Here is a 20720-nt window from a genome sequence, read left to right as displayed (position 1 = left end):
TCAGACGAACAGGCCCTGGAGGCTGGTCTTCCAGCCGCTGAGGACGGCGCCGGGGTCCGTGTGCAGCACCTCCGCCAGGACCGACGCGTAGATGTCCCGGAAGTCGATGTGGTACTTGAGATCCCCGTCGTCGAGGTCGCGCAGGCTCGGCTGCTCGCCGAGAAGCCGGCCGCCCGCCACCGGCGCGCCGCCGATGAGCACGTCGGACGCGGTGCCGTGGTCGGTGCCGCCGGAGTCGTTGCCCTGGACGCGCCGCCCGAACTCCGAGTACACGACGATCACGGTGTTGCGCCCGCGCGCGGTGGTGTTCATCCGGGTGAGGAAGCTCGACACCGCGCTGTCGACGAGTTTGAGGACGACCTCCTGGGCGCCCTTCTCGCCGGCGTGGAAGTCGAAACCGCCCAGCGACACGGAGTAGACCCGGGTCGCGACGCCCGCCTCGATGCACTGCGCGACGACGTCGAGCTGGCTGCGCAGCGGCGAGCGGGCACCGCCGGTGCTCGTGGCGCCGGACCGGTTGTCACGGGCGCTCTTCTTGGCCGCTTTGATCAGCTTGTCGACGCTGAGCAGGTCGTTGAAGCAGCCCGCCGCGCGGGCCTGCAGCGCCGGCTCGCCCGCCTGCGCCTTCGCCAGGGCCGTCAGGTCGGTACGCATGATGCTGCCCGGTACGGAGATCCCGCCGATCGGCACGGCGGCACCGGCCGACTTGAGCCCGGCGAGCACCGGCGGGAGCACGGGTTCGAGGGAGATCGCGAGCCGGGGGTCGCCGCCCGCCTCGTCGAGCCACCGGCCGAGCCAGCCGCTGGTCGCGGGCTTGGCGGGGTCGGCGGTCTGCCAGATGTCCATCGACCGGAAGTGGCTGAGGTCCGGCTTCGGGTAGCCGACGCCGCGCACGATCGCGAGCTGCTTGGCGTCGTAGAGGGCTTTCAGGCCGGTCAGGGCCGGGTTCAGCCCGGTCGTGCCGTCCAGGCGCAGCACCTGTTCGGCCGTGTACGCGAGTCCGCCCCGCAGGTCCTGGTATTTGCCGTCGGCGTACGGGATGACGGTGGCCAGGCCGTCGTTGCCGCCGTAGAGCGTCACGAGGACCAGGTTGCGGGCGGCCCCGACCGGAGCCGCCGTGGCGGACAGGCCGATCGAGTCGTCGCCGTGACCGCCGTGACCGCCGCCGGCCGTGGCCATGATGTCGTCCCAGGTGTACGCGCCCGCGCCGGCGGTCAGCGCGGCCGCTCCGACGACGCCGCTGGCCGCCAGGAACTTGCGCCGGGTCACGATGTCCATCGAGGTCTCCGTCTCAGGTGATCGTGTACTCGGGGCTGCACAGGGCGAGGGTGACCAGGCGCTGCTGCTTGCCGGCCGCCGCGCTGAGCGCCTTGTAGGTGCGGTCGCTCCAGGCGTCGATCGCGAGCACGTGGGCGAGCGCCTCCAGCTTGCTCGGCGTACTGCCTTTGAGCAGGGCGGCCGTCTTCGTGGGCAGCTTCGCCGCCAGCGAGGACGCCGCGTACATGCGTACCTGCAGGAGGGAGGTGGTCAGCCAGGCGGCCCCGCTCGGCCAGCCGCCCACGCTCGGCGGGCGCAGCGGCTCCTGGCCCATGTCGTCGAGCAGGTCGAGGACGTCGTCCGGCATCATCGTGCCGAGCTGGCGTACGGCGCCGACGATCCATTCGATCGGCTGCTTCACGAGCTGCCCCTGGCTGGCCATGAACTTCTCGTCGGTGAACATCGCCCGGAGCATGGCGTCGGTCTCCATCGTCAGCGCGTACGCGTCGACCATCGCCTTGCGCGTACTGTCCGGGATCTGCTCGGTGGAACCGAAGCGGCGCCACAGCCGCGCCGCGAGGAACGGGGCGTGCTGCTGGCGCGTGCACAGCAGGTCGACGAGGAGGTTGGCGTCGAAGTCGGCGCTGACGCTGAGCAGCCGCTTGGTGCCCTTGAAGAACCGGTTGGGCACGAACTTCGAGGTGGCCCGGGTGCGGTCGATCGTCCAGCCGGTGAGCGCCTTGGCGGCGGCCTTCACGTCCGGCTCCTGGTACGCGCCGATGCCCAGCGTGAACAGCTCCATCAGCTCGCGGCCGAGGTTCTCGTTGGGTGCGCGGCGGGAGTTGAGCTGGCCGTCGAGCCAGAAGATCAGGGCGGGGTCGCGGACCATCTGCTTGGCGAACGCCGGGAAGTAGCCGCGGCCGAAGCCGCGGAAGGTCTCCAGCTGGTGGCGCATGAGAGTGGCCGAGTCGACCTTCTCCGCGCTGGTCGCCCAGTGCCCGTGCCAGAAGAAGACCATCTTCTCGGTCAGCTGGTTGCGGGCCATCGCCATCCGGCGCAGCCAGGCCTTGGCCAACGCGTCGAGCTGCGTCTGCTTGGTCTGCTGGTCCTGGGCCTGCTGCTCGGGGGTGCGCTGCGCGTTCTCGGGCAGCAGGAAGGGGTCGCCGGTGGCGGTCGGCAGCGGCGAGGCGATCGCGCCGAGGTCGAGGCCGGTCGGCGTGATGAGGTCCGTCACGAGTTGCCGGAGATCGCCGGCGGCCGCCGCGTCCACCTCGGCGGCCGTCGGCCCGAATCCGGCCCGGCGCAGCACATGCGCGACCTGGGAGCGGTCAGCCATGCCGCAGACCGTACCGTGTCGATGCGCGGTAGTCAGCCCTCGCTGCTCAACCGGCATCAGCGATCAGGTTCCGCCCGTCACCGTACGCAGCGCTAAGCGAACAGTCCGTCCATTCGTCCGGTCCACCCCGGCAGGACGGCGCCCGGATCGGTGTTCAGCACATCGGCCAGCACCGCGGCGTACACGTCCCGGAAGTCGGTGTGGTACTTGAGGTCCCCATCGTCCAGATCAGACAGGCTGGGCTGGTCCCCGACGAGGCGGCCGCCGCGTACGGGGGTGCCGGCGAGGAAGATGTTCGACGCCGTTCCGTGATCGGTGCCGTCGGAGGCGTTCGCGCGTACGCGCCGGCCGAACTCCGAGTAGATCATCACGACCACGTCGTCGCCCGCCTTCTTGAGGAAATCGGCGACCGCGGTGTCCACCAGCTTGAGCACGACCTCCTGCGACGCCTTCTCGCCCGCGTGGAAGTCGAAGCCGCCCTGCGACACCGAGAACACCCGGGTGGCCACCTTCGCCCCGATGCACTGCGCGACCATCGCCAGCTGCGCCTTGAGGCTCGCCGCCGAGCCGCCCGTCGCCGTGGCCGGCTCGTCGCCCTGATCGTCGTCGTCCGCCTCGCGTACCTCGGTGATCATATTGTCCACACTGGTCAGATCGGCGAAGCAGGCCGCCGCGCGGGCCTGGAACGGCGACTCGCCCGGCGCGGGCTTCGCGAACCCGCTCAGCACCGCGGGCGTGATCGCCTTCGGCACGGCCACGCCGGTCAGCGGCACCGCCGCGCCCGCGCTCCGCTCCCCCGCCAGCAGCGGCGGCAGCACCGGCTCCAGCGAGATGCCCAGCCGCGGGTCCCCACCCGCCGTGTCGAGCCACCGCCCCAGCCACCCGGTGTTGCGCGGCCGCACCGGATCCGCCGTCTGCCAGATGTCCATCGACCGGAAATGGCTGCGGTCCGGCTTCGGGTACCCCACCCCGCGCAGCACGGCGAGCTTCTTGCCGTCGTACAAGGCTTTCAGCCCCTTGAGCGCCGGGTTCAGGCCCGTCGCCCCGTCCAGCCTCAAGACTTGATCCCCGGTGTACGCGAGACTCCCCCGCGCGTCGTGGTAGGCGCCGTCGCCGAACGGGATCACGTTGGCGAGCCCGTCGTTGCCGCCGTAGAGCGTCACGAGCACGAGGGTGCGCTGCCCGGCCTGGGCCTGCCCGGCCGTGGCGAAGATGTCCTTCCACGCGTACGCGGCCGCGCCGCCGGCGATCGCGGTGGCGCCGACGATTCCGCTCGCCAGCAGGAATCTGCGTCGGGTCACGGTGTCCATGGGATCCTCCTCAGCTGACCGTGTATTCGGGGCTGACCAGGGCGGCCGTGATCAGGGCAGCGGGCTTCGCGGCCACCTCCGCCAGCGTGGCCCGGGTGCGGTCGGTCCAGCCGTCGACCGCCAGCAGGTGGGCCAGCGCGTCGAGCTTCGTGGTGCCGCCGCCGCGCAACGCGGTCAGCGTCGGGTCCGGGACGGCTGCGGCGATGGCGGCGGCCAGCTTCATGCGTACCTGGAGGGAGGAAGTGGTCAGCCACGCGGTCCCGGCCGGCCAGCCACCGACACTGGGCGGGCGCAGGGGCACCTGTCCCATTCCCCGCAGGCCGTTGAGCAGACCCTTCGGCGGTGCCGTCACGCCGAGCTGGCGTATCGCGCCGACCGCCCATTCGACCGGCTGCTTCACGAGGTGTCCCCGGGTCTCGACGAACCGGGCGTCGGTGAACAGCGCGGTCAGCATGGCGTTCACGTCGTGGCCCGGGCCGTAGGCGCCGGTCATCGCCGTCCGCGTGGAGTCCGGGAGAGGATCGGTGGACGCGAACCGGAACCAGAGCCGCCCCGCCAGGAACGCGGCGTGCTCGGGCCGGCCGGCGATCAGGTTCACCAGGCCGTCGGCGTCGAGATCGGCGGTCGTGCCGAGAACCGTCTTGTCCCCGGTCGCGTGCCGCTTCGGGGCGAACACCGCCCGGCCGGTCGTCCGGTCGATCGTCCAGCCGGTGAGCGCCTTCGCGGCGGACTTCACGTCGGACTCCGCGTACGCACCGATGCCGAGGGTGAACAGCTCCATCAGCTCGCGGGCGAGGTTCTCGTTGGGGGCCTTCGCGGTGTTGCGCTGGCCGTCCAGCCAGACGATCAGGGCGGGGTCCCGGACCATGGCCCGCGCGAAGGCCGTGAAGTCGCCTCGTCCCAGGGCACGGAACGTCTCCAGCTGCCCCCGCATCAGCGTCGCCGACTTGACCTTCTGCGCACTCGTCGCCCAGTGCCCGTGCCAGAAGAAGACCATCTTCTCGGCGAACTGCCCGCGGGCGGTGGCCATCCGGCGTACCCAGGCGTCGGCGAGGCCGGTCAGCTGCTGCTGGGCCGCCTGGCGCGCCCGGGCCTTGGCCTCCCGGTCCTTCCCGGCGGCCTGATCGGGGTGCAGGTACGGGTCGTCGGCGAAGGTGGGCAGCGGCGTCGCGCCGGGATCGGGGCCGCCCTGGCTGATCAGCCCGGCGACCAGCTGCCGCGGATCGGTCGCGGCGGCCGCGTCGACCTCGGCGGACGTCGGGCCGAACCCCATCCGCCGCAACAGCAGTGCGGCCTGCGCTCGGTCTGCCATGCCCGCACCATACCCAGCCGTATGTTCGGGGAACGTCAGGCCACGGATCGACGACGGTCAGGCCGGTAGCATGGGAGAAATGACCGAGTTGCGCGCCGACTGTACGCGCTGCGCCGCACTCTGCTGCGTGGTGCCCGCCTTCCTGGCCTCGGCCGACTTCGCGATCACGAAGAAGGCCGGGCAGCCCTGCCCCAACCTGCGTACGGACTTCCGCTGCGGGATCCACTCCGACCTGCGCGACCGCGGCTTCACCGGTTGCACGGTCTTCGACTGCTTCGGCGCCGGCCAGCGGGTCACCCAGGAACTCTTCGGCGGGAAGGACTGGCGGTCGGCTCCGGAGCTGCGCCAGCGCATGTTCGGCGTGTACGAGGTCGTGCTCCACCTGCACGAGCTGCTGTACTACCTGCGCGCGGCCCGCGCCTTCGACGACGACCCCGACCTCGATGCCACGTCGGCCGCGATCGACACCGCCGCCGCCGATCCATCCGATGTGGACATTCACGCGTGGCGGGAGCGCGTCGGCCCCCTGCTCGAAGCCGCCAGCGCGCGCCGCCGGGACGGCCTGGGCGGGGTGAGCCGCCGCGGTGCCGACCTCATGGGCCGCGACCTGCGGACCATGCGCCTGCGTGGCGCCACGCTGCGCGGCGCCTACTGCATCGGCGCCAATCTCAGCGGGGTGGACCTCTTCCGGACCGACCTGCTCGGCACCGACCTCCGCGGCGCCCTGCTGCACGGCGCCGACCTCCGGGAAACCCTGTTCCTCACGCAGTCCCAGGTGGACGCCGCCCGAGGAGACGCCACGACCCGCCTTCCCGAAGGGTTCCGCCGCCCGCGGCATTGGGCCTGATCGCCGAGCGGAAATTCAAGATCTTTCTAGTTCTTTGTCCCGGGTTCGTCGATCTCACTTCCGCTCCTCCCGCGGGAGACCGTTCCGCCCCTATCGCTGCGCTCCGGGGACTCCACTGCCAGGTGAGTGGGGCGACGCATCATCCACCGTCGCCCGGTCACCGTTTACCCCCAACCCCCACCCGGACTTTGTCCCGACTATCCGACTTGCACCCGAGATGGTCGACGATCGGAGCCACCGTCCGACCCTGGCCGGTTCTGGCTTTGTCGCGACTGTCCGATATGGGCGCCGGGGCGGCGGTCGGCGGGGTGATCGTTTACGGCTGTGGTGTGGAAACGGCCGCTCGGCGCATGATCGTTTACGGTTCTGGAGCGCGCTGACCGGGTTCTGCTGCACCTGACGCGTAATTGATCATGCAGATCGGGCCGGATTTACACCCCAGCCGTAAGCGATCAAGAAGACAGCGCCCCGGGTCCACCTATCGGAAGATCGTTCCCGCATCACGGGCAACGGCCGACCGCGGGACGGCGTGGACGTGATCCACAGCGGCTGAGATGTAAAAACGCACCCTGTCCCCTCGATCCCCAGCGGTCGGGATGTCGGCCCAGCCGATCCACCCGGCCGCCATATCGGACAGTCGGGACAAAGGCCGGGTGGGGGTTGGGGGTGAACGGTGACCGGGCGACGGTGGATGATGCGTCGCCCCACTCACCTGGCAGTGGAGTCCCCGGAGCGCAGCGATAGGGGCGGAACGGTCTCCCGCGGGAGGAGCGGAAGTGAGATCGACGAACCCGGGACAAAACGATCTTAAAAGATCCTGAACTTGCTGAAGAAAAGCGTCCGGCCCCCGGGAATCGGGGGCCGGACTTCAGGAGGTCACCAGCCGACGGCGACTTCCAGCCACTGCGGGTTGCCGTGCGAGATGAAGGACGACTGGCCCGCGTAGTCGTCGTACGGGAACCCGTACGCGAGCTTGTTGATCGCGTGGTCGTGCCAGAACTTCGCGTAGTAGTTCGCCGGGGCCGCCTGGTAGTAGAGGCTCGGCGTGGACCAGTCCGACTGCGGCAGCTGCCGGACGTGGCGGTTGAGGGCGGCGCAGTTGCCCGGGTCGGCCGCCAGGACGCCGGCACAACCGAACACGTCCGACGTCGGGGCGTTGATCCCGTACTGCTGCGCGTACGCCGTGAAGTAGTTCTGGTTGACGCCGCCGGAGCGGAAGGTGGGGTCGCTGCCGGGGGCGATGATCCGGTACGGGGACTGGCTCTGGGCCAGGACCTTGAACTCCTGCGGGACCTCGGCGATGAACTTGTTGAAGGTCGCCGTGCGGCTCTCGGCGAAGGTCGCCTGGTCCTCGCCGACCTGAACGTCGTAGCCGTCGTGGGCGTGCAGGCGCATGGCGATCTTCAGACCGAAGGCGTCGACCCGGGTGGTGTTGCCGTTGAAGACCGAGGCGCCGACGGTGAACTCGATGAAGTCGTAGTACTGGCTGGTGGGCGAGCCGAGGTAGAAGTACATGCGACCGGCGGAGTTCACCGGCATGTCGAAGTACGGCTGGTCGGCGATGGAGTGCGCGACCCCGTTGTAGCTCCAGTAGACCTGGCTGTCGGGGTACTGGCCGTTGGTGCGGTTGAGGATCTTCACCATGACGACGTTCTGGGCGGCGGGGATGGAGTTGGTGTCGCCCCAGAAGTCGCTCGGGTTCGGCGAGCCGGTGGTGCTGGGGCTCGCGGCCGGGCTCGACGGCGGCGGGGTCGACGAGGTGCCCGAGTAGACCTCGAACTCCCACAGCGAGTAGCCGTACGCCGTCGCGCGGGCCGTGCCGTTCATGCGGACGTAGCGGCCGCTGCCGTTGACCGTCAGGCTCTGTACGCCGCCGGTGCCCGCCGTGGTCGAGTAGATGTTCGTCCACGTGGTGCCGTTGGCCGAGGTCTGCACCGAGAACGCCGACGCGTACGCGGGCTCCCAGTTCAGCACGACCTTGCAGATCGACGTCGTGGCGCCGAGGTCCACCTGGATCCACTGCGGATCGGCGAAGGCGCTGGACCAGCGGGTACCGGTGTTGCCGTCGAACGCCGCGCTCGCCGGGAACGTGGCGTTCTCGGTGGTGGATGCGGTGGCCGTCTTGTTCAGCGCCACGTTGGTCGTGCCGCAGCCGGTGCTCGTGCCGGTCGTGCCGTAGACCTGGAACTCGAACAGCGAGTAGCCGTACGCCGTCGCCCGGGCCGTGCCGTTCATGCGGACGTAGCGGCCGCTGCCGGTCACGTTCAGCGTCTGCACGCCGCCCGTCGAGGTGGTGGTGGAGTAGATGTTCGTCCACGTGGTCCCGTTGTCGGAGACCTGGATCTGGAAGGACTTCGCGTACGCGGCCTCCCAGTTCAGGATCACCTGGTTGATCGTCGACGAGGCGCCGAGGTCGACCTGGATCCACTGTGGATCGCTGAACGCGCTCGACCAGCGCGTACCGGTGTTGCCGTCGACGGCCGCGCTCGCCGGGAACGTGGCGTTCTCGGTCGAGGAGGCGGTGGCCGGCTTGCCCTGCGACAGGAGGACGGGTGCGGCGCTGGCGCGCGCCGTCAGCGCGACCACGCTGCCGAGGAGCAGGACGATCGCGGCGCTCACGGCCGCCAGGACGAAGGCGGGTCCGCGGCGGGCCGCCGCGGTGCGGAGGGCTAACTGCATGACAGCTCCCTGCTGGGGTACGGGTGCGGGGGTAGGGCGCGACGCCGGGCGGACGTCGCGCCCTTGGGGGCGGGTCAGTGCGGGACGGTCTGTCAGAGAGCGCTCTCGCAGAGAGATTCCTCACAGCGGAGCGTCCTGTCAAGACGAGCGCGACACCACGATTCGGTAACGGAAGATCACGAATTCGAAACCCTGCGTACCTCTATGTGTCCTGGCCAGGGTATTTGTTGCCGGAGACAGCATATGGGTGGCGGACACCCGCGCGAAATTTCCCGGACCCGCACCGGCAATCTGGCACAGTCCGCAGAGAGCGCTCTCTGCCCAGCCCTCGAACACGCCAAGATCCCGTTTGGATCAGGTTTTCCACCCGAATCTTGGTCCATGATTCGGGTGATTTCCCTGATCCAAACGGGATCTTGGCTGTGCTGAGCGCGCGGGGCGGCGCGCCGGGTGCGGGTCAGCGCTCGGCGTACTCGTCGTCGCGCGCCTCGTCCACGCGGACCGTGCGGCGCTCGACCGCGGCCTGCTCGGCCGCCGTCCGGGCGTCGCGGGCCCCGGCCGCCTCGGCCTCCGCCTGCCGGGTGCGGTCCGCCGCGGCCAGTTCGGCCTCGCGGGCCGACAGGTCACGCTCACGCTCGCGCATCGTGCGGCGGGTCTGCGCGGAGCGGGCCATGCGACGGCGCGTACCGCCCATGATCATGTAGAGCGACAGCAGCACGAGCGCGCCGGCCGCCGCCCCGAACAGGAAGACCTCGCCGTTCGTCAGGTTCAGGTGCCGCCCGAAGAGGTCCACCGAGCCGACCGAACCCTCGATGAGGCCCTGATTCGCCCAGGCCGCCGCGGACACGAGACCGATCGTGCCCAGCAGCAGCAGTACGCCTACGAATGCCATGTTCTCCACCTCCATTGAGGATGGTCGCGTTGCGCCAGAGGGGGTTTTCCTCGCAGGAGTGCTTGCCCAGCCCGCCCGGCCTTCAAACCCCGGTCGCGGAGCACGTGAGACGAGGAGGGACGTCCCGCCCCACGTGCCATTTCCACAGCCGCGGTCGTCGATCTCTTGACCGCAGTCATTTAGGTAACTATACAGTTTACTGCGGTTAACACTCAAGAAACCGCCGATCCTCCTCCGCACCTTTCCCAGCAGGAACCCCCACAAGGGAAACCCCCCAGTAGGAGATCAACGTGAGACGGAAAGTCCTCACCGTCGGGCTGGTGACCGCCGTCGTGGCCGGCGCGCTCGCCTTCGCCGCCGGTACCAGCCAGGCGGGCCGCCCGCCGGCCACCGTGGACAGCGCGGCCGCCAAGGTCACGACCGATCCGGCGGCCGCCGCCGACCGGGCCGCGGCCGGCGGGTTCGACGCGCTCGCCAAGGGCCCGCAGGAGACGTTCATCCGCCGCTCCGCCGTCAACGGCGCCGGCGGCCTGCACTTCTACGCGTACGAGCGGACGTATCGCGGGCTGCCCGTGGTCGGCGGGGACGCGGTCGTCGCCACCGACGCGGCCGGCAACGTCCGCGCGACCTCGGCCGCGCACCGGGGCGGGATCACGGTCGGCTCGATCACGCCGTCGGTGACCGCCGCGGCGGCGACGGCGACCGCTCGCGCCCAGCTCGGCAAGGTGCGGTCGACCGCGAAGCCCACCCTCGTCGTGCTGGCCGACTCCGGCCGTCTGGCCTGGGAGGTGCTCGCCACCGGTACGCGGGCCGGCCTGCCGTCCAAGCTGCACGTCTACGTCGACGCCCACACCGGCAAGATGACCGCGACCAAGGACGACGTACGCTTCGACGCCGCCCGCGGCTACTACAACGGCAACATCACGATCGACACGACGGGCGGCCGGCTGCAGGACCCGACCCGGTCCGGCCTGTCCTGCGGCAACTACACGTCGCACACCGTCTACTCCAACGGCGGCACCGGTACGGGTACAGACCTGCAGACCGGGTGCGTGGACGCGTACTACGCCGTCGAGCAGGAGATCGACATGCTGCGTACCTGGCTGGGCCGCACCGGCCTGTCCGGCAGCGGCCAGAACTTCCCGCTCTACGTCGGGCTGAACGACGTCAACGCGTACTGGGACGGCTCGTCGGGCACGTTCGGACACAGCTCGGACAGCCAGCGGCAGGCGACCAACATCGACGTCGTCGGCCACGAGATGGGCCACGCGATCTTCCAGTACACGTCGGGCGGCACCGGCTCGGGCAACGAGAACGGCGGCATCAACGAGTCGACCGGCGACATCTTCGGCGCGCTGACCGAGCACTACGCCAACAACCCGAACGACCCGCCGGACTACACCGTCGGCGAAGAGGTCAACCTGACCGGCAGCGGCCCGATCCGGTACATGTACAACCCGTCGCTCGTCGGCGACCCGAACTGCTACTCGTCGTCCATCCCGAACACCGAGGTCCACTCGGCGGCCGGCCCGAACAACCACTGGTTCTACCTGGTGGCGGTCGGCTCGGCCGGTGGCGGCGGCGACCCGTCCAGCCCGACCTGCAACAACTCGTCGGTGACCGGCGTCGGCATCCAGCACGCCGGCCAGATCTACATGAACGCCCTCAACCTCAAGACGTCGAGCTGGCGGTACGTGAACGTGCGTACCGCGACCCTCTCGGCGGCGGTCAGCCTCTTCGGGGCCTCGTCGCAGGAGTGCAAGTCGGTCAAGGCGGCCTGGGACGCGGTGAGCGTACCGGCGCAGTCGGGTGAGGCGCAGTGCACGACCGGCCCGTCGAACGACTTCTCGCTCGCGGTCAGCCCGACCTCGGGCAGCGTCGCCCGCGGCGGCTCCACCACGGCGACCGTCTCGACGGCCACCACCTCCGGCAGCGCGCAGACGGTCAACCTGACCGCCTCGGGCCTGCCGACCGGCGTCACCGCGAGCTTCAGCCCCGCTTCCGTCACCTCGGGCGGGTCGAGCACGCTGACCCTGACCGCCTCCTCGACCGCGACCACCGGGGCGAAGGCGATCACCGTCACCGGTACCGGCTCGTCCGGCACCCACACGGCCACGTACACGGTGACCGTGACCTCCACCAGCGGTAACGACTTCTCGGTGAGCCTCTCGCCGGCGAGCGCGACCGTGAGCGCGGGCTCGTCGACGTCGTCCTCCGTGGCGACCGCGACGACCTCGGGCAGCGCCCAGACGGTGAACCTCACCGTGAGCGGCGCCCCCACGGGCGTGACCGCGTCCGTGAGCCCGTCGTCGGTCACCTCCGGTGGGTCGGCGACGCTGAACGTCTCGGTGGCGAGCACGGCCGCGGCGGGTACCTACTCGCTCACCGTGACGGGCGCCGGGACCGCAGCGACCCACACGGCCACCTTCACGCTGACCATCCAGGGGGGTGGCGGCGGTGGTTGCGGCAGCACACCGGCGTGGTCCGCCACGACGCCGTATGCGCCCGGCGACAAGGTGTCCTACAACGGTCACCTGTGGACGTCCACGTGGTGGTCCACCGGCGCCGCTCCGGGTGCCCCCGAGTCCTGGGCGGTCTGGAGCGACTCCGGAGCCTGCTGACCCCAGGGCCCTCCATGTGGGTGCATGAAGGAGGGCACAACAGCAGGTTCGTGTGGGAAGAAGGGGCGGGCCTCCGGCGACCGGGGGCCCGCCCCCTTATGTCACACCGTCTACAAGAGACACCGTCGAGCGCAGGAGTTCCAGCGCCTCGTCCGCACGGCCCTCGCTCACCAGCAGGTCGGCCAGGTCCCCCGCCACCTGCGCGAGCGCGTACCGGGGGCCGGAACGGCGGTGGCCGTCGACCGCCGCCGCCAGGTGCCGCCGGGCCGTCTCCGGATCGCCCGCACGCAGGTGGGCGAGGCCGCGTACCCGCTCGGCGCGAGCCAGCCGGACGGGGTCGCCGGCCAAACCGTCCAACAACGACAGTGCGGCCTCGGTACGGCCCTGCGCGTACCGGACCTCGGCCAGATCCACCGCCAGATCACCGGCGGCCGCGGGCAGCAGCGCCCGGGCCCGCTCCAGCGCCGCGGCGGCCCCGTCCAGATCGCCGTCGCGCCGCCGGCCGCGGGCCAGCGCCCGGTGACACCAGCCGAGCTCCACCCCCAGACCCATGTGGCTGTACGCGAGGCGGGCGCTCTCCAGCGCGTACGCGGCCTCGGTGAGATGACCGGCGGAATGCAGCGACCGGGCCACGGCCAGGTGCAGCGCGGCGGCCTCGACGGGACCGCAGAGCGCGAGGGCGGCGGCGGCCGAACCGGCGGCGGCCTCGTCGTCACCGAGCTCGCTCTGGCACACGCTCAACTGCGCGTGTACGCCGACCAGCACCCCCGGTGCCGGATAGCCGGTACGCACGAGCTCGTCGCGGACGGCGACCAGGACGGAGGCGGCATACCGGGCATCGCCGCGGTGGCGCAGCGCGGCGGCCCGGCCGACCACGGCCTCGGCGCGATGATGCGGGGGCGACGCGGCGAGCAGGCGTTCGGCGGCCTCGAAGAGGGCGAGCGCGTCGTCGGGCCGGGCGGGCAGGGCGAGGTGGCCGAGGGCGATCCGGGCGCGGGCGGCGCGCGGGTGCTCACCCGCCGCCAACCGCCCGAGAGCCGGTGCGTCCCCGACGGCGAGCGCCTCGACCAGCTCGAAGTCCAGCAGCAGATCGTCGCCGGGCGCCTCGCCGGTCCGCAGCTCGCCGACCGCGACCCCGAGCCGTTCGGCGAAGTACGCCATGGCCTCGCCGGAAGGTTCCCGGCGGCCCGCCTCGACCGAGGAGACGTACGCAGCGGTGTAGCCGGGTTCGGCGAGGGCGCGCTGCGTCAGTCCACTCTGGACTCGAAGCCGCCGGATCCGCTCCCCGAACGTCTCCCCGTCCGCGCCGCCGCCGCCCGGCGTCATGATCCCGTTTGGATCAGGGTTTTCACCCGAATCTTGGGCCATGATTCGGGTGTTTTCCCTGATCCAAACGGGATCATGGGGGGCCGGATCATGGGGGGCGGGAGCGGGGGTGGTCATCGGAGGCGCTCCGCGGCGTGCAGGGCGCGGCGGTAGACCGCGACCGCCTCGTCCCGGCGCCCCTGCCGGTGCAGCAGGTCCCCGAGCAGCCCGCACGTGTTCACCTCGTCGGCCGTGAGCCCGGCCCCGGCGTACCCGTCGGCGGCCGCGACGAGCAGGCGCTCCGCTTCGGCGTCGTCACCCCGCCCGGCGGCGACCACGCCCAGCAGCCGGTCCGCCTGGGCGACTCCCTCGCGGTGGCGCGTACGCCGCATCGTGGTGACGGCCTCCCGCGCGAGAGCGGCCGCCTCGTCCGGCTCGCCCAGCCGCCGCAGCGCCTCCGCCAGCTCGATCGTCGCGCCCGCGTGGTCCTGCACGGCCCCCACCCGGTCCAGGATCGCCCGAGCGGTCCGGAACTCCCCCGCCGCTTCGGCCAACCGGCCGGCCCGCCGCTGCACGTACCCGCGGGCCCAGTGGCACAGGCCGCGCTCGCGTTCCAGGTCCAGCTCGCGGTAGTGGCGGTCGGCCTCGGCCAGCATCCGCTCCATGTCGTCCAGTTCGGACTCGCCGTGCCGCAGCTGCGCGGCGATCGAGTAGAAGTTGCCCACCCACTCGGGGTTGCGTACCTGGGTGAGCAGGCCGGCCACCTCGTGCTCCAGCCGGCGCCCGAGATCGAACCACTCCAGCTCGGCGCAGAAGTAGACCAGCCAGCTGACCACGCGTACCTCGGCGTCGGGGTCGGCCGCCGGCGCCGCCCGCATCGCCCGCAGCTCCGCCTCCAGCATCGCCACCGCGCGGGGCGCGTCACCGAGCACGAAGCGGGCGTACGCCAGCCGGCCGATCACGGCACCGCGGAGATCCGGGCTCAGCTCGTCCTCGGCGATCGCGGCGTACGCGGCTTCGGCGCCGTGCAGGTCGCCGCGGTGCAGCAGCACGTCGGCCAGCTGGTACGCGGCCCAGCCGGCCACGTCGGCCAGGCCGAACCGGAGCGCCTCGTCGCGTACCCGTTCGTTCTCGGCGGCGGCCTCGTCGACCCGGCCGTGCGACAGCCACCGGCGCGCTTCCCGCAGCCGGTCGCGGAGTTCGTCGGCCAGCCCCGGCGGCCGCCCGGCGCGCAGATCCTCGACGTCGACGCCGAGGCGCTCGGCGAGCTTGCGGAGACTGGTGTCGCCCGGCACGCGTACACCCGATTCGACGGCGGCGAGAAAGGCGCGAGTGAAGATCGGGGTGGCGAGTTCGCGCTGGGTCAGCCCACGGGCGAGCCGCAGCCGGCGGATGCGCGCGCCCAGGGTCTCGGTCACGCACCCATGTTAAGCGGCGGGTACGGCCGCACCGTCATGCTCGTCGACCTCTGCCGGACCCCCCTGACGGGCGGCCCACCACGCCTCGGCCGCCTCGGCGAGGCTCGGCCGGGCGACGGCCTGGTCGTCGAGCGAGCCCAGCCAGCGGCCGAGCAGCTCGGAGACGTGGCCGCGGTCCTGGGCGGCGACGGTCGGGCTGGCGGCGAAGTAGTCGATGAGCCGCTTCGCGTCCGGATTGCCGGCATCGCACCGCGGGCACAGCGCGACCGTGCGCCGCGGCGTCGCCGTCCCGATCCGGGCGGTCAGGCACAGACCCGTCCCGCAGCGCTGACACGTACGCCCGCCGGCCACGCTGACCTGTACCGCCGTCATCCCCCGCACCTCCTCCGCAGGAAGCACCTTAGCGGTTCGGCCGGTCACGCCGGTTTCCGGCGCGCCCTCTCCCCATCCGCCCGCCCCACCCCCGGGTTCTCCCCCGACGATCTTGCGCGAATGCCTCGAAATCCGCGGCGTATGTCCGAATAGCCCGGACATTCGTGCAAGATCGCCGAAAGGGGGGCGGGGTGGTCAGAGCGGGGTGGGGGTGGTGTGGGTGGTGACGAAGTGGGCGATCACCTCGAACGCCAGGCGAGCCTCCGGCACCGGCAGCAACGGGTACACGTGGATCAGATCGGCGGCCGTGACCAGCGTGTTCTTCACCCCGTCGGCCTCGGCCCGGGCGGCGAGCGCCGTGGCCTGCCCGTGGAGGAGGTCGCGCGTACCGCAGAGGACGAGGAGTTCCGCGAGGCCGGTCAGATCGCCGAGCAGGGGGCTGCACTCCGGGCGCTCCGGTTCGCCGGCCGACCAGAGTTCGCCGGCGTACCGCAGGCCGGCGAGGGCCAGCCAGGGATCACGATCGGCCACGTCGGCGGACGGCGGCTCGGCGAAGGTCAGGTCGGCCCAGGGCGAGATCGCGACGACCGCCGCCGGGCGTCCGATCGCGGCCATCCGCCGGGCCACGGCGACCGCGTACCCGCCGCCGGCCGAGTCTCCGAGCAGCAGCGGAGTGCCGGGCTGGGCGGCGACGAGGTTCACCATCCGGTCGAAGGAGTCGCGCCAGGTCGCCTCGGGCGCCAGCGGATAGCGCGGTACGAGTACCGGCACCCCCGTACGCTCGACCAGCCGCGCCACGAACCGCCAGTGCTGGGGTTGCAGCTCGAACACGTACGCGCCGCCGTGCAGGTAGAGGCCGGCGGAGCCGCTCGTGCCCCGGGCGGCCGAGACGCGGTACACCGGGAAGCCGGCGACCTGCTCGGGCGTGATCACCACCGTCGAGCGCAGCCGGGCCGGGGGTTCGCCGCTCTCGCGGGGGCGCCGCCGGTTGATCGCGGTGAGCAGGGCGTCGCGGTCGGCGTACGCCTTCTTCCGGCCGGAGAGTCTGACGACTTCGGCGACGGCGGCATGGCGCAGGCTCGGCACAGAACTGATCATGACATCGCCGGCACCGGCCCGGGCTCGTTCGCCCGGCCGAACAAGGTCAACGCGAGGCCGACGAGTGCGGCGGCACCGCCGACAGCCAGGGCGACAACCGGCAGGTACGAAGGAATCCCGAGATAGACGGTGATCCCGAGGATCCGCGACAGCCCCCACGGCAGCAGTGCCATCTGGTCGTTCCAGATCGTCAGCGCGCGCTCCAGCCCGAGCGCCGTGACCAGCGCGGCCGGGACCGCCAGCGCGCCGCCGCCCGCCGCCAGCACCACGCCCGCCGACCGCCGCCGCAGCGCCCCCTGCGCCCGAAGCACCCGGTAGACGGCCACGAAAAGAGCGGCGAACAGGGCGAACGACACCGTGATGTAGAGCGACCGGCGGCCGGGCTCGGCCCAGAACGCGTACCAGTAGCCGCCGGGACCGTGGCCGACGAGCGCCACCAGCAGCACGATCGTGCGGGCGAGGGCGATCGCGCCGATGGTCGCGTACAGCGGGAAGGGGTCGCGCCGGCCGAGGAGCAGCCGTGCGAAGAGGACGAACAGCGCCCATCCCCCCAGCGTGATGATCACATGTGCCGGTGCGGCGAACCAGGTGAGGATGCCACGGCTCGCGACCAGGGCGAACGCGGGCAGCGCGAGAACCGTGAAGCGGTCGAGCCGGCCGAGCCGGGGCGCGCGCGAGGGCCGCAGCAGCGCGCGGCGGACCCGCGGGCGCAGGGCGAGCACGATCAGGATCAAGCCCAGCAGGACGCGAGCCAGCCACGCCATCGCCGGGTCGCGGTCCGCGCGGACCATGCCCAGGTCCGCGGCCGTGAAGTTGTAGGCCGGCAGGTCGACGTCGCCGCCGTAGGCCCGCACGTGCGCGTCCCTCGCCACGCGATAGCGCGCCTCCGCGTCGTGCCAGGCCCGCAGCGCCGCCGCCGAGCCCGTGTCCAGCCACTGCTCATGCCGCAGAACCATCGTCCGGTACGCGCTGAGCGTGTCGAGCAGGTTCACCTCGTACGCGAGCGTGCCGGCGAACCGCTCGCGCAGCCCGGGATCACGCCAGGTGGCCGGGTCGGTGGCGGCGACGGCGGCCTGCATGCGGCGGGCGAGCGCGACCGCGTTCTCGCCCTCGGCGATCGCCTCGTCGACGTGGTCCTTCGCGATGGCGTGGATGCTGTCGAGCGCCGCCGAGTCGCCGGTCACGATGTCCCACTCGAAGATCCACATCATCGGCGGCGGTTCGAGGCCGAGCGCCTTCACCGAGTCGGCCGCGTACGGGCCGAGGTACAGGCCCTGGGTGACAGCGTCCCTCGACAGCGCCATGGCCTGCCCGATCGCGGCCACCGTCTTCGGGTCGGCGGAGAACGTCCGGCGCGCCCAGTCGGCCGTGATCTGCCCCGGGTCCGTCTCCGGATCCCAGGCCAGCCGGCCGGTCGCGTACGTGTTGAGGTCGTAGAGGGGCCAGAAGCCGGCCTTGAGGTAGAGCGACATGGGACCGGCGTGGAGCGGGCCGCCGTCCTGGGTCCAGTTCCAGACCCCCTCGACGTGCGGGTTGGCCGCCAGAAAGTGTTGCAGCGCAAGCTGTTCCAGCGAACCCAGGTCGTTCGGCAGGGCACCGAAGCCCTCGAACTCCCGCCGCGCCTGGAACTCGACGATCCGGCGCTGGTCGCCGACGTCCAGCGTCGGGTTGAGCGGCAGGTGGCTGTAGAAGTCGCCGGCGGAGTACTTGGTCGACACGACGAGGTGCGGATCGTGCAGGCCGCCGAGCACCGCCCCGTAGGAGTCCGGGTTGGTGTGCAGGTCGCCGACCGCCCCCACGCCGACCGTCCAGGTCCGGAAGATCACGTCCTTGCCGCGCTCGCCGGCCGTCTGCAGAAACGCGGTGAGCATCGCGCGTACGGCGGCCGGGGTGGTGACCGCGATCTTGGACGAGTAGTCCCAGCCGGCCTGCTTGTAGACGTCCCCGCCCTCGCCGATCCGGATCATGAGGCCGTCCGCGAACGGCATGCTGTCGAACAGTTCGGCCAGCCCCGCCTGGTAGACCGTCCACAGCGCGGGGTCCTCGGCACTCCTACCGCCCAGGAACTTCTCCAGCGGCGGGGACACGGCCAGCATGTCGGTCAGGAAGAACACCTTCAAGCCCATCGTGTGCGCGTACGCGAACACGGGCCCGAACGCTTCCACCATCGCCCGCGCCCGCGCGACGTGCGGATCGCCGGCCGGGTAGACGCCGGGCACCTGGGCGAACGTCACGTACTCCAGGAAGCCGGGCACCACGATCCCGTTGTAGCCCTCGGCCACGGAGTGGTCGACGAACTGCCGGAACTCGCCGGCGATCCGGTCGACGGCCGCCTGGTCGACCCACGGCGCACCCGGCAGCAGCGCCCGGCCGACGACGTCGGTGTTCAGCGAATAGTCCGTCCCCGCCCGGTACGCGGCCTCGTCCGGCTCCCGGCCCACGGAACCGGCGTCGGTCAGCCGCAGACCCAGCCGGGGCTCGACGACCTCCCCGACCGGCAGCGCCCGAGCGGAACCGACGCGGTCCGCGTACGCGTACAGCCCGGCGGCGGCCCCCGCGACATCGGCGGCCTCGACGGCGTCCCCGGTGATCCGGTACGCCTCAGCCTTGTGCCCGCTCAGCGCCCCGATGTCCACACTCAGCGTGCGACCGTCCTTCGCCCCCGCGTGGACGATCTCGGGCCGGGACCGCCCACGACCCGCGAGGGCGTCAGCGACCGCCGCGGCCGCCTTGGCCAGCCGCGGCTCGTCCGGCACCACGATGCGGGCGATGTCCGGGGCGGGCACGTCGGCCCGCTCGGGCGCCGCGACCGGATGCTCCTCGGCCGCGGCGACCGGCGTGAAACTCAACCCCAGTGCCCCATTGATCCCGTACGCGACCCCGGCTCCCAATGCGAGCACGACGAGACCGGCGATGAGCAGCGAGAACGCGCGACGACGCGGCGAAGCCAGGGACACGCCGTGCATCGTATGCACGGCAAACACGAAGAACAATCATGTTCAGGACCAGATTCGGCAACGATCCGCCGCCGACCGCAACTGATCGACGGTGAATGATGCGTTACCCCTTCACCGATCCCACCTCCGCTGTCCGCTTCGCCCGAGGCCTGATCTGCCAGCGTCGGGGAGGACGCATTGTTCCCCGTCGGTCGGCCAAGAATCACGATCATTTTGTCCCGGGTTCGTCGATCTCACTTCCGCTCCTCGCGCGGGAGACCGTTGCGCCCCTATCGCTGCGCTCCGGGGACTCCACTGCCAGCTTTCTGGGGCGACGCATCCTTCACCGCGGCCCGGTCACCGTTTACCCCCAACCCCCACCCCGACTTTGTCGCGACTGTCCGATATGGCGGCCGGGTGGATCGGCTGGGCGGTGATCGTTCGCGGCTGGGGTGTAGTTTCCAGGCCCATCCCCTCGATCCAATGCGGCCGAGATGTAGATAGAGGCTGTTTTCCTCCATCCCGACCGCTGTGGATCTTGGGAGGGTGGCCGGTTTTGACATCTCAGCCGCTGTGGATCACGTCCACGCCGTCCCGCCTACGTCCGTTGCCCGTGATGCGGGAACGATCTTCCGTCAGATGGACACGGCGGGCTGATTCCTTGATCCTTTACGGCTGGGGTGTAAATCCGGCCCGATCTGCATGATCGATTACGCGTCAGGTGTAGCAGAACCCGGTCAGCGCGCTCCGGAACCGTAAGCGATCATGCATCGGGTGGCCGTTTCCACACCACAGCCGTAAACGATCACCCTGCCGACCGCCGCCCCAGCACCCATATCGGACAGTCGCGACAAAGCCAGAACCGGCCAGAACCCGCCAGGGTCGGATGGAGGCCCCGATCTCCACCCTGGTCGACGATCTTGCGCGAATGCCCCGAATTTCGTCCGATGCACCCGAAATGCCCGGACATTCACGCAAGATCGTCGAACATCTGGGGTGCAAGTCGGATAGTCGGGACAAAGTCCGGGTGGGGGTTGGGGGTAAACGGTGACCGGGCGACGGTGGATGATGCGTCGCCCCACTCACCTGGCAGTGGAGTCCCCGGAGCGGAGCGATAGGGGCGCAACGGTCTCCCGCGGGAGGAGCGGAGGTGAGATCGACGAACCCGGGACACATGATCTTGATTCTGTGAAGGAAGCTCCTAACGAATGACCCGGCAGATGAGGGAGTTGGACGCGCCGTGCAGGGCCGCCATGACCACGTCCGTCGTGAGGTACTTGCAGGCCAGGTACGCGTCCCCGGTCCCCTGGTACACGAGCGACCCGCCCGTGCCGGAG

Annotated in this window: 13 protein-coding genes; 2 read left to right on the top strand and 11 right to left on the bottom strand. The window is 71.1% G+C overall.

Going from position 1 to position 20720, the window contains the following annotated elements; all coding sequences use genetic code 11:
- The 4 genes from G401_RS0132905 to G401_RS0132890 form a co-directional block, all read right to left on the bottom strand.
- The gene (locus G401_RS0132905; protein WP_027345826.1) at positions 1–1278 is read right to left on the bottom strand and encodes a DUF1501 domain-containing protein; all 1278 of its coding nucleotides are present in this window, start codon (positions 1276–1278) and stop codon (positions 1–3) included.
- A gap of 13 nt (positions 1279–1291) precedes the next feature.
- Positions 1292–2593 (bottom strand): DUF1800 domain-containing protein, encoded by a 1302-nt coding sequence (locus G401_RS0132900; RefSeq protein ID WP_027345825.1) that lies wholly within the window; start codon positions 2591–2593, stop codon positions 1292–1294.
- A 92-nt stretch (positions 2594–2685) separates the two neighbouring features.
- Positions 2686–3903, bottom strand: a complete 1218-nt coding sequence (locus G401_RS0132895; protein WP_027345824.1) for a DUF1501 domain-containing protein — start codon at positions 3901–3903, stop codon at positions 2686–2688.
- 10 nt (positions 3904–3913) lie between these two features.
- Positions 3914–5215: a DUF1800 domain-containing protein gene (locus tag G401_RS0132890; RefSeq protein ID WP_027345823.1), complete on the bottom strand. Its 1302-nt coding sequence runs from the start codon at positions 5213–5215 to the stop codon at positions 3914–3916.
- A 79-nt stretch (positions 5216–5294) separates the two neighbouring features.
- Between G401_RS0132890 and G401_RS0132885 the strand changes: the two genes are divergently transcribed.
- On the top strand, positions 5295–6062 hold the full coding sequence (locus tag G401_RS0132885) for a pentapeptide repeat-containing protein (protein ID WP_051367488.1): 768 nt from the start codon (positions 5295–5297) through the stop codon (positions 6060–6062).
- 876 nt (positions 6063–6938) lie between these two features.
- Here G401_RS0132885 and G401_RS0132880 read toward each other — a convergent pair.
- Both G401_RS0132880 and G401_RS0132875 read right to left on the bottom strand, forming a co-directional pair.
- Positions 6939–8741 (bottom strand): discoidin domain-containing protein, encoded by a 1803-nt coding sequence (locus tag G401_RS0132880; protein ID WP_051367487.1) that lies wholly within the window; start codon positions 8739–8741, stop codon positions 6939–6941.
- Between the two features lie 457 nt (positions 8742–9198).
- Complete coding sequence (locus tag G401_RS0132875) at positions 9199–9633, bottom strand: hypothetical protein (RefSeq protein WP_157546669.1); 435 nt, start codon at positions 9631–9633, stop codon at positions 9199–9201.
- Positions 9634–9923: 290 nt separating this feature from the next.
- Here G401_RS0132875 and G401_RS50105 point away from each other — a divergent pair, with 290 nt between their 5' ends.
- On the top strand, positions 9924–12254 hold the full coding sequence (locus G401_RS50105; protein WP_211240915.1) for a M4 family metallopeptidase: 2331 nt from the start codon (positions 9924–9926) through the stop codon (positions 12252–12254).
- 96 nt (positions 12255–12350) lie between these two features.
- On the opposite strand, the gene G401_RS0132865 is transcribed toward G401_RS50105, so the two are convergent.
- The 5 genes from G401_RS0132865 to G401_RS50100 form a co-directional block, all read right to left on the bottom strand.
- Complete coding sequence (locus G401_RS0132865; RefSeq protein ID WP_027345819.1) at positions 12351–13580, bottom strand: transcriptional regulator; 1230 nt, start codon at positions 13578–13580, stop codon at positions 12351–12353.
- Positions 13581–13693: 113 nt separating this feature from the next.
- The gene (locus tag G401_RS0132860) at positions 13694–14977 is read right to left on the bottom strand and encodes a helix-turn-helix domain-containing protein (RefSeq protein WP_027345818.1); all 1284 of its coding nucleotides are present in this window, start codon (positions 14975–14977) and stop codon (positions 13694–13696) included.
- A gap of 9 nt (positions 14978–14986) precedes the next feature.
- Entirely contained in the window at positions 14987–15349 is a 363-nt protein-coding gene (locus tag G401_RS56345) for a DUF6300 family protein (RefSeq protein WP_027345817.1), read from the bottom strand.
- A gap of 195 nt (positions 15350–15544) precedes the next feature.
- Entirely contained in the window at positions 15545–16435 is an 891-nt protein-coding gene (locus tag G401_RS0132850) for an alpha/beta hydrolase fold domain-containing protein (RefSeq protein WP_027345816.1), read from the bottom strand.
- An 8-nt stretch (positions 16436–16443) separates the two neighbouring features.
- Positions 16444–19404: a hypothetical protein gene (locus G401_RS50100; protein ID WP_245601914.1), complete on the bottom strand. Its 2961-nt coding sequence runs from the start codon at positions 19402–19404 to the stop codon at positions 16444–16446.
- Positions 19405–20720: the final 1316 nt, after the last annotated feature.

The organism is Hamadaea tsunoensis DSM 44101, assembly GCF_000428945.1.
In the GTDB taxonomy this organism is placed as follows: Bacteria; Actinomycetota; Actinomycetes; order Mycobacteriales; family Micromonosporaceae; genus Hamadaea; species Hamadaea tsunoensis.
Note: the sequence above shows the minus strand (reverse complement) of the source record. Positions and strands in the feature narration are given on the sequence as shown.

Bases quoted from the DNA above. Each gene is read 5' to 3' on its own strand.
- G401_RS0132895 (WP_027345824.1), bottom strand. From the start codon at position 3,903: ATGGACACCGTGACCCGACGCAGATTCCTGCTGGCGAGCGGAATCGTC.
- G401_RS56345 (WP_027345817.1), bottom strand. From the start codon at position 15,349: ATGACGGCGGTACAGGTCAGCGTGGCCGGCGGGCGTACGTGTCAGCGC.
- G401_RS0132885 (WP_051367488.1), top strand. From the start codon at position 5,295: ATGACCGAGTTGCGCGCCGACTGTACGCGCTGCGCCGCACTCTGCTGC.
- G401_RS0132905 (WP_027345826.1), bottom strand. From the start codon at position 1,278: ATGGACATCGTGACCCGGCGCAAGTTCCTGGCGGCCAGCGGCGTCGTC.
- G401_RS0132880 (WP_051367487.1), bottom strand. From the start codon at position 8,741: ATGCAGTTAGCCCTCCGCACCGCGGCGGCCCGCCGCGGACCCGCCTTC.
- G401_RS0132890 (WP_027345823.1), bottom strand. From the start codon at position 5,215: ATGGCAGACCGAGCGCAGGCCGCACTGCTGTTGCGGCGGATGGGGTTC.
- G401_RS0132875 (WP_157546669.1), bottom strand. From the start codon at position 9,633: ATGGCATTCGTAGGCGTACTGCTGCTGCTGGGCACGATCGGTCTCGTG.
- G401_RS0132865 (WP_027345819.1), bottom strand. From the start codon at position 13,580: ATGACGCCGGGCGGCGGCGGCGCGGACGGGGAGACGTTCGGGGAGCGG.
- G401_RS0132900 (WP_027345825.1), bottom strand. From the start codon at position 2,593: ATGGCTGACCGCTCCCAGGTCGCGCATGTGCTGCGCCGGGCCGGATTC.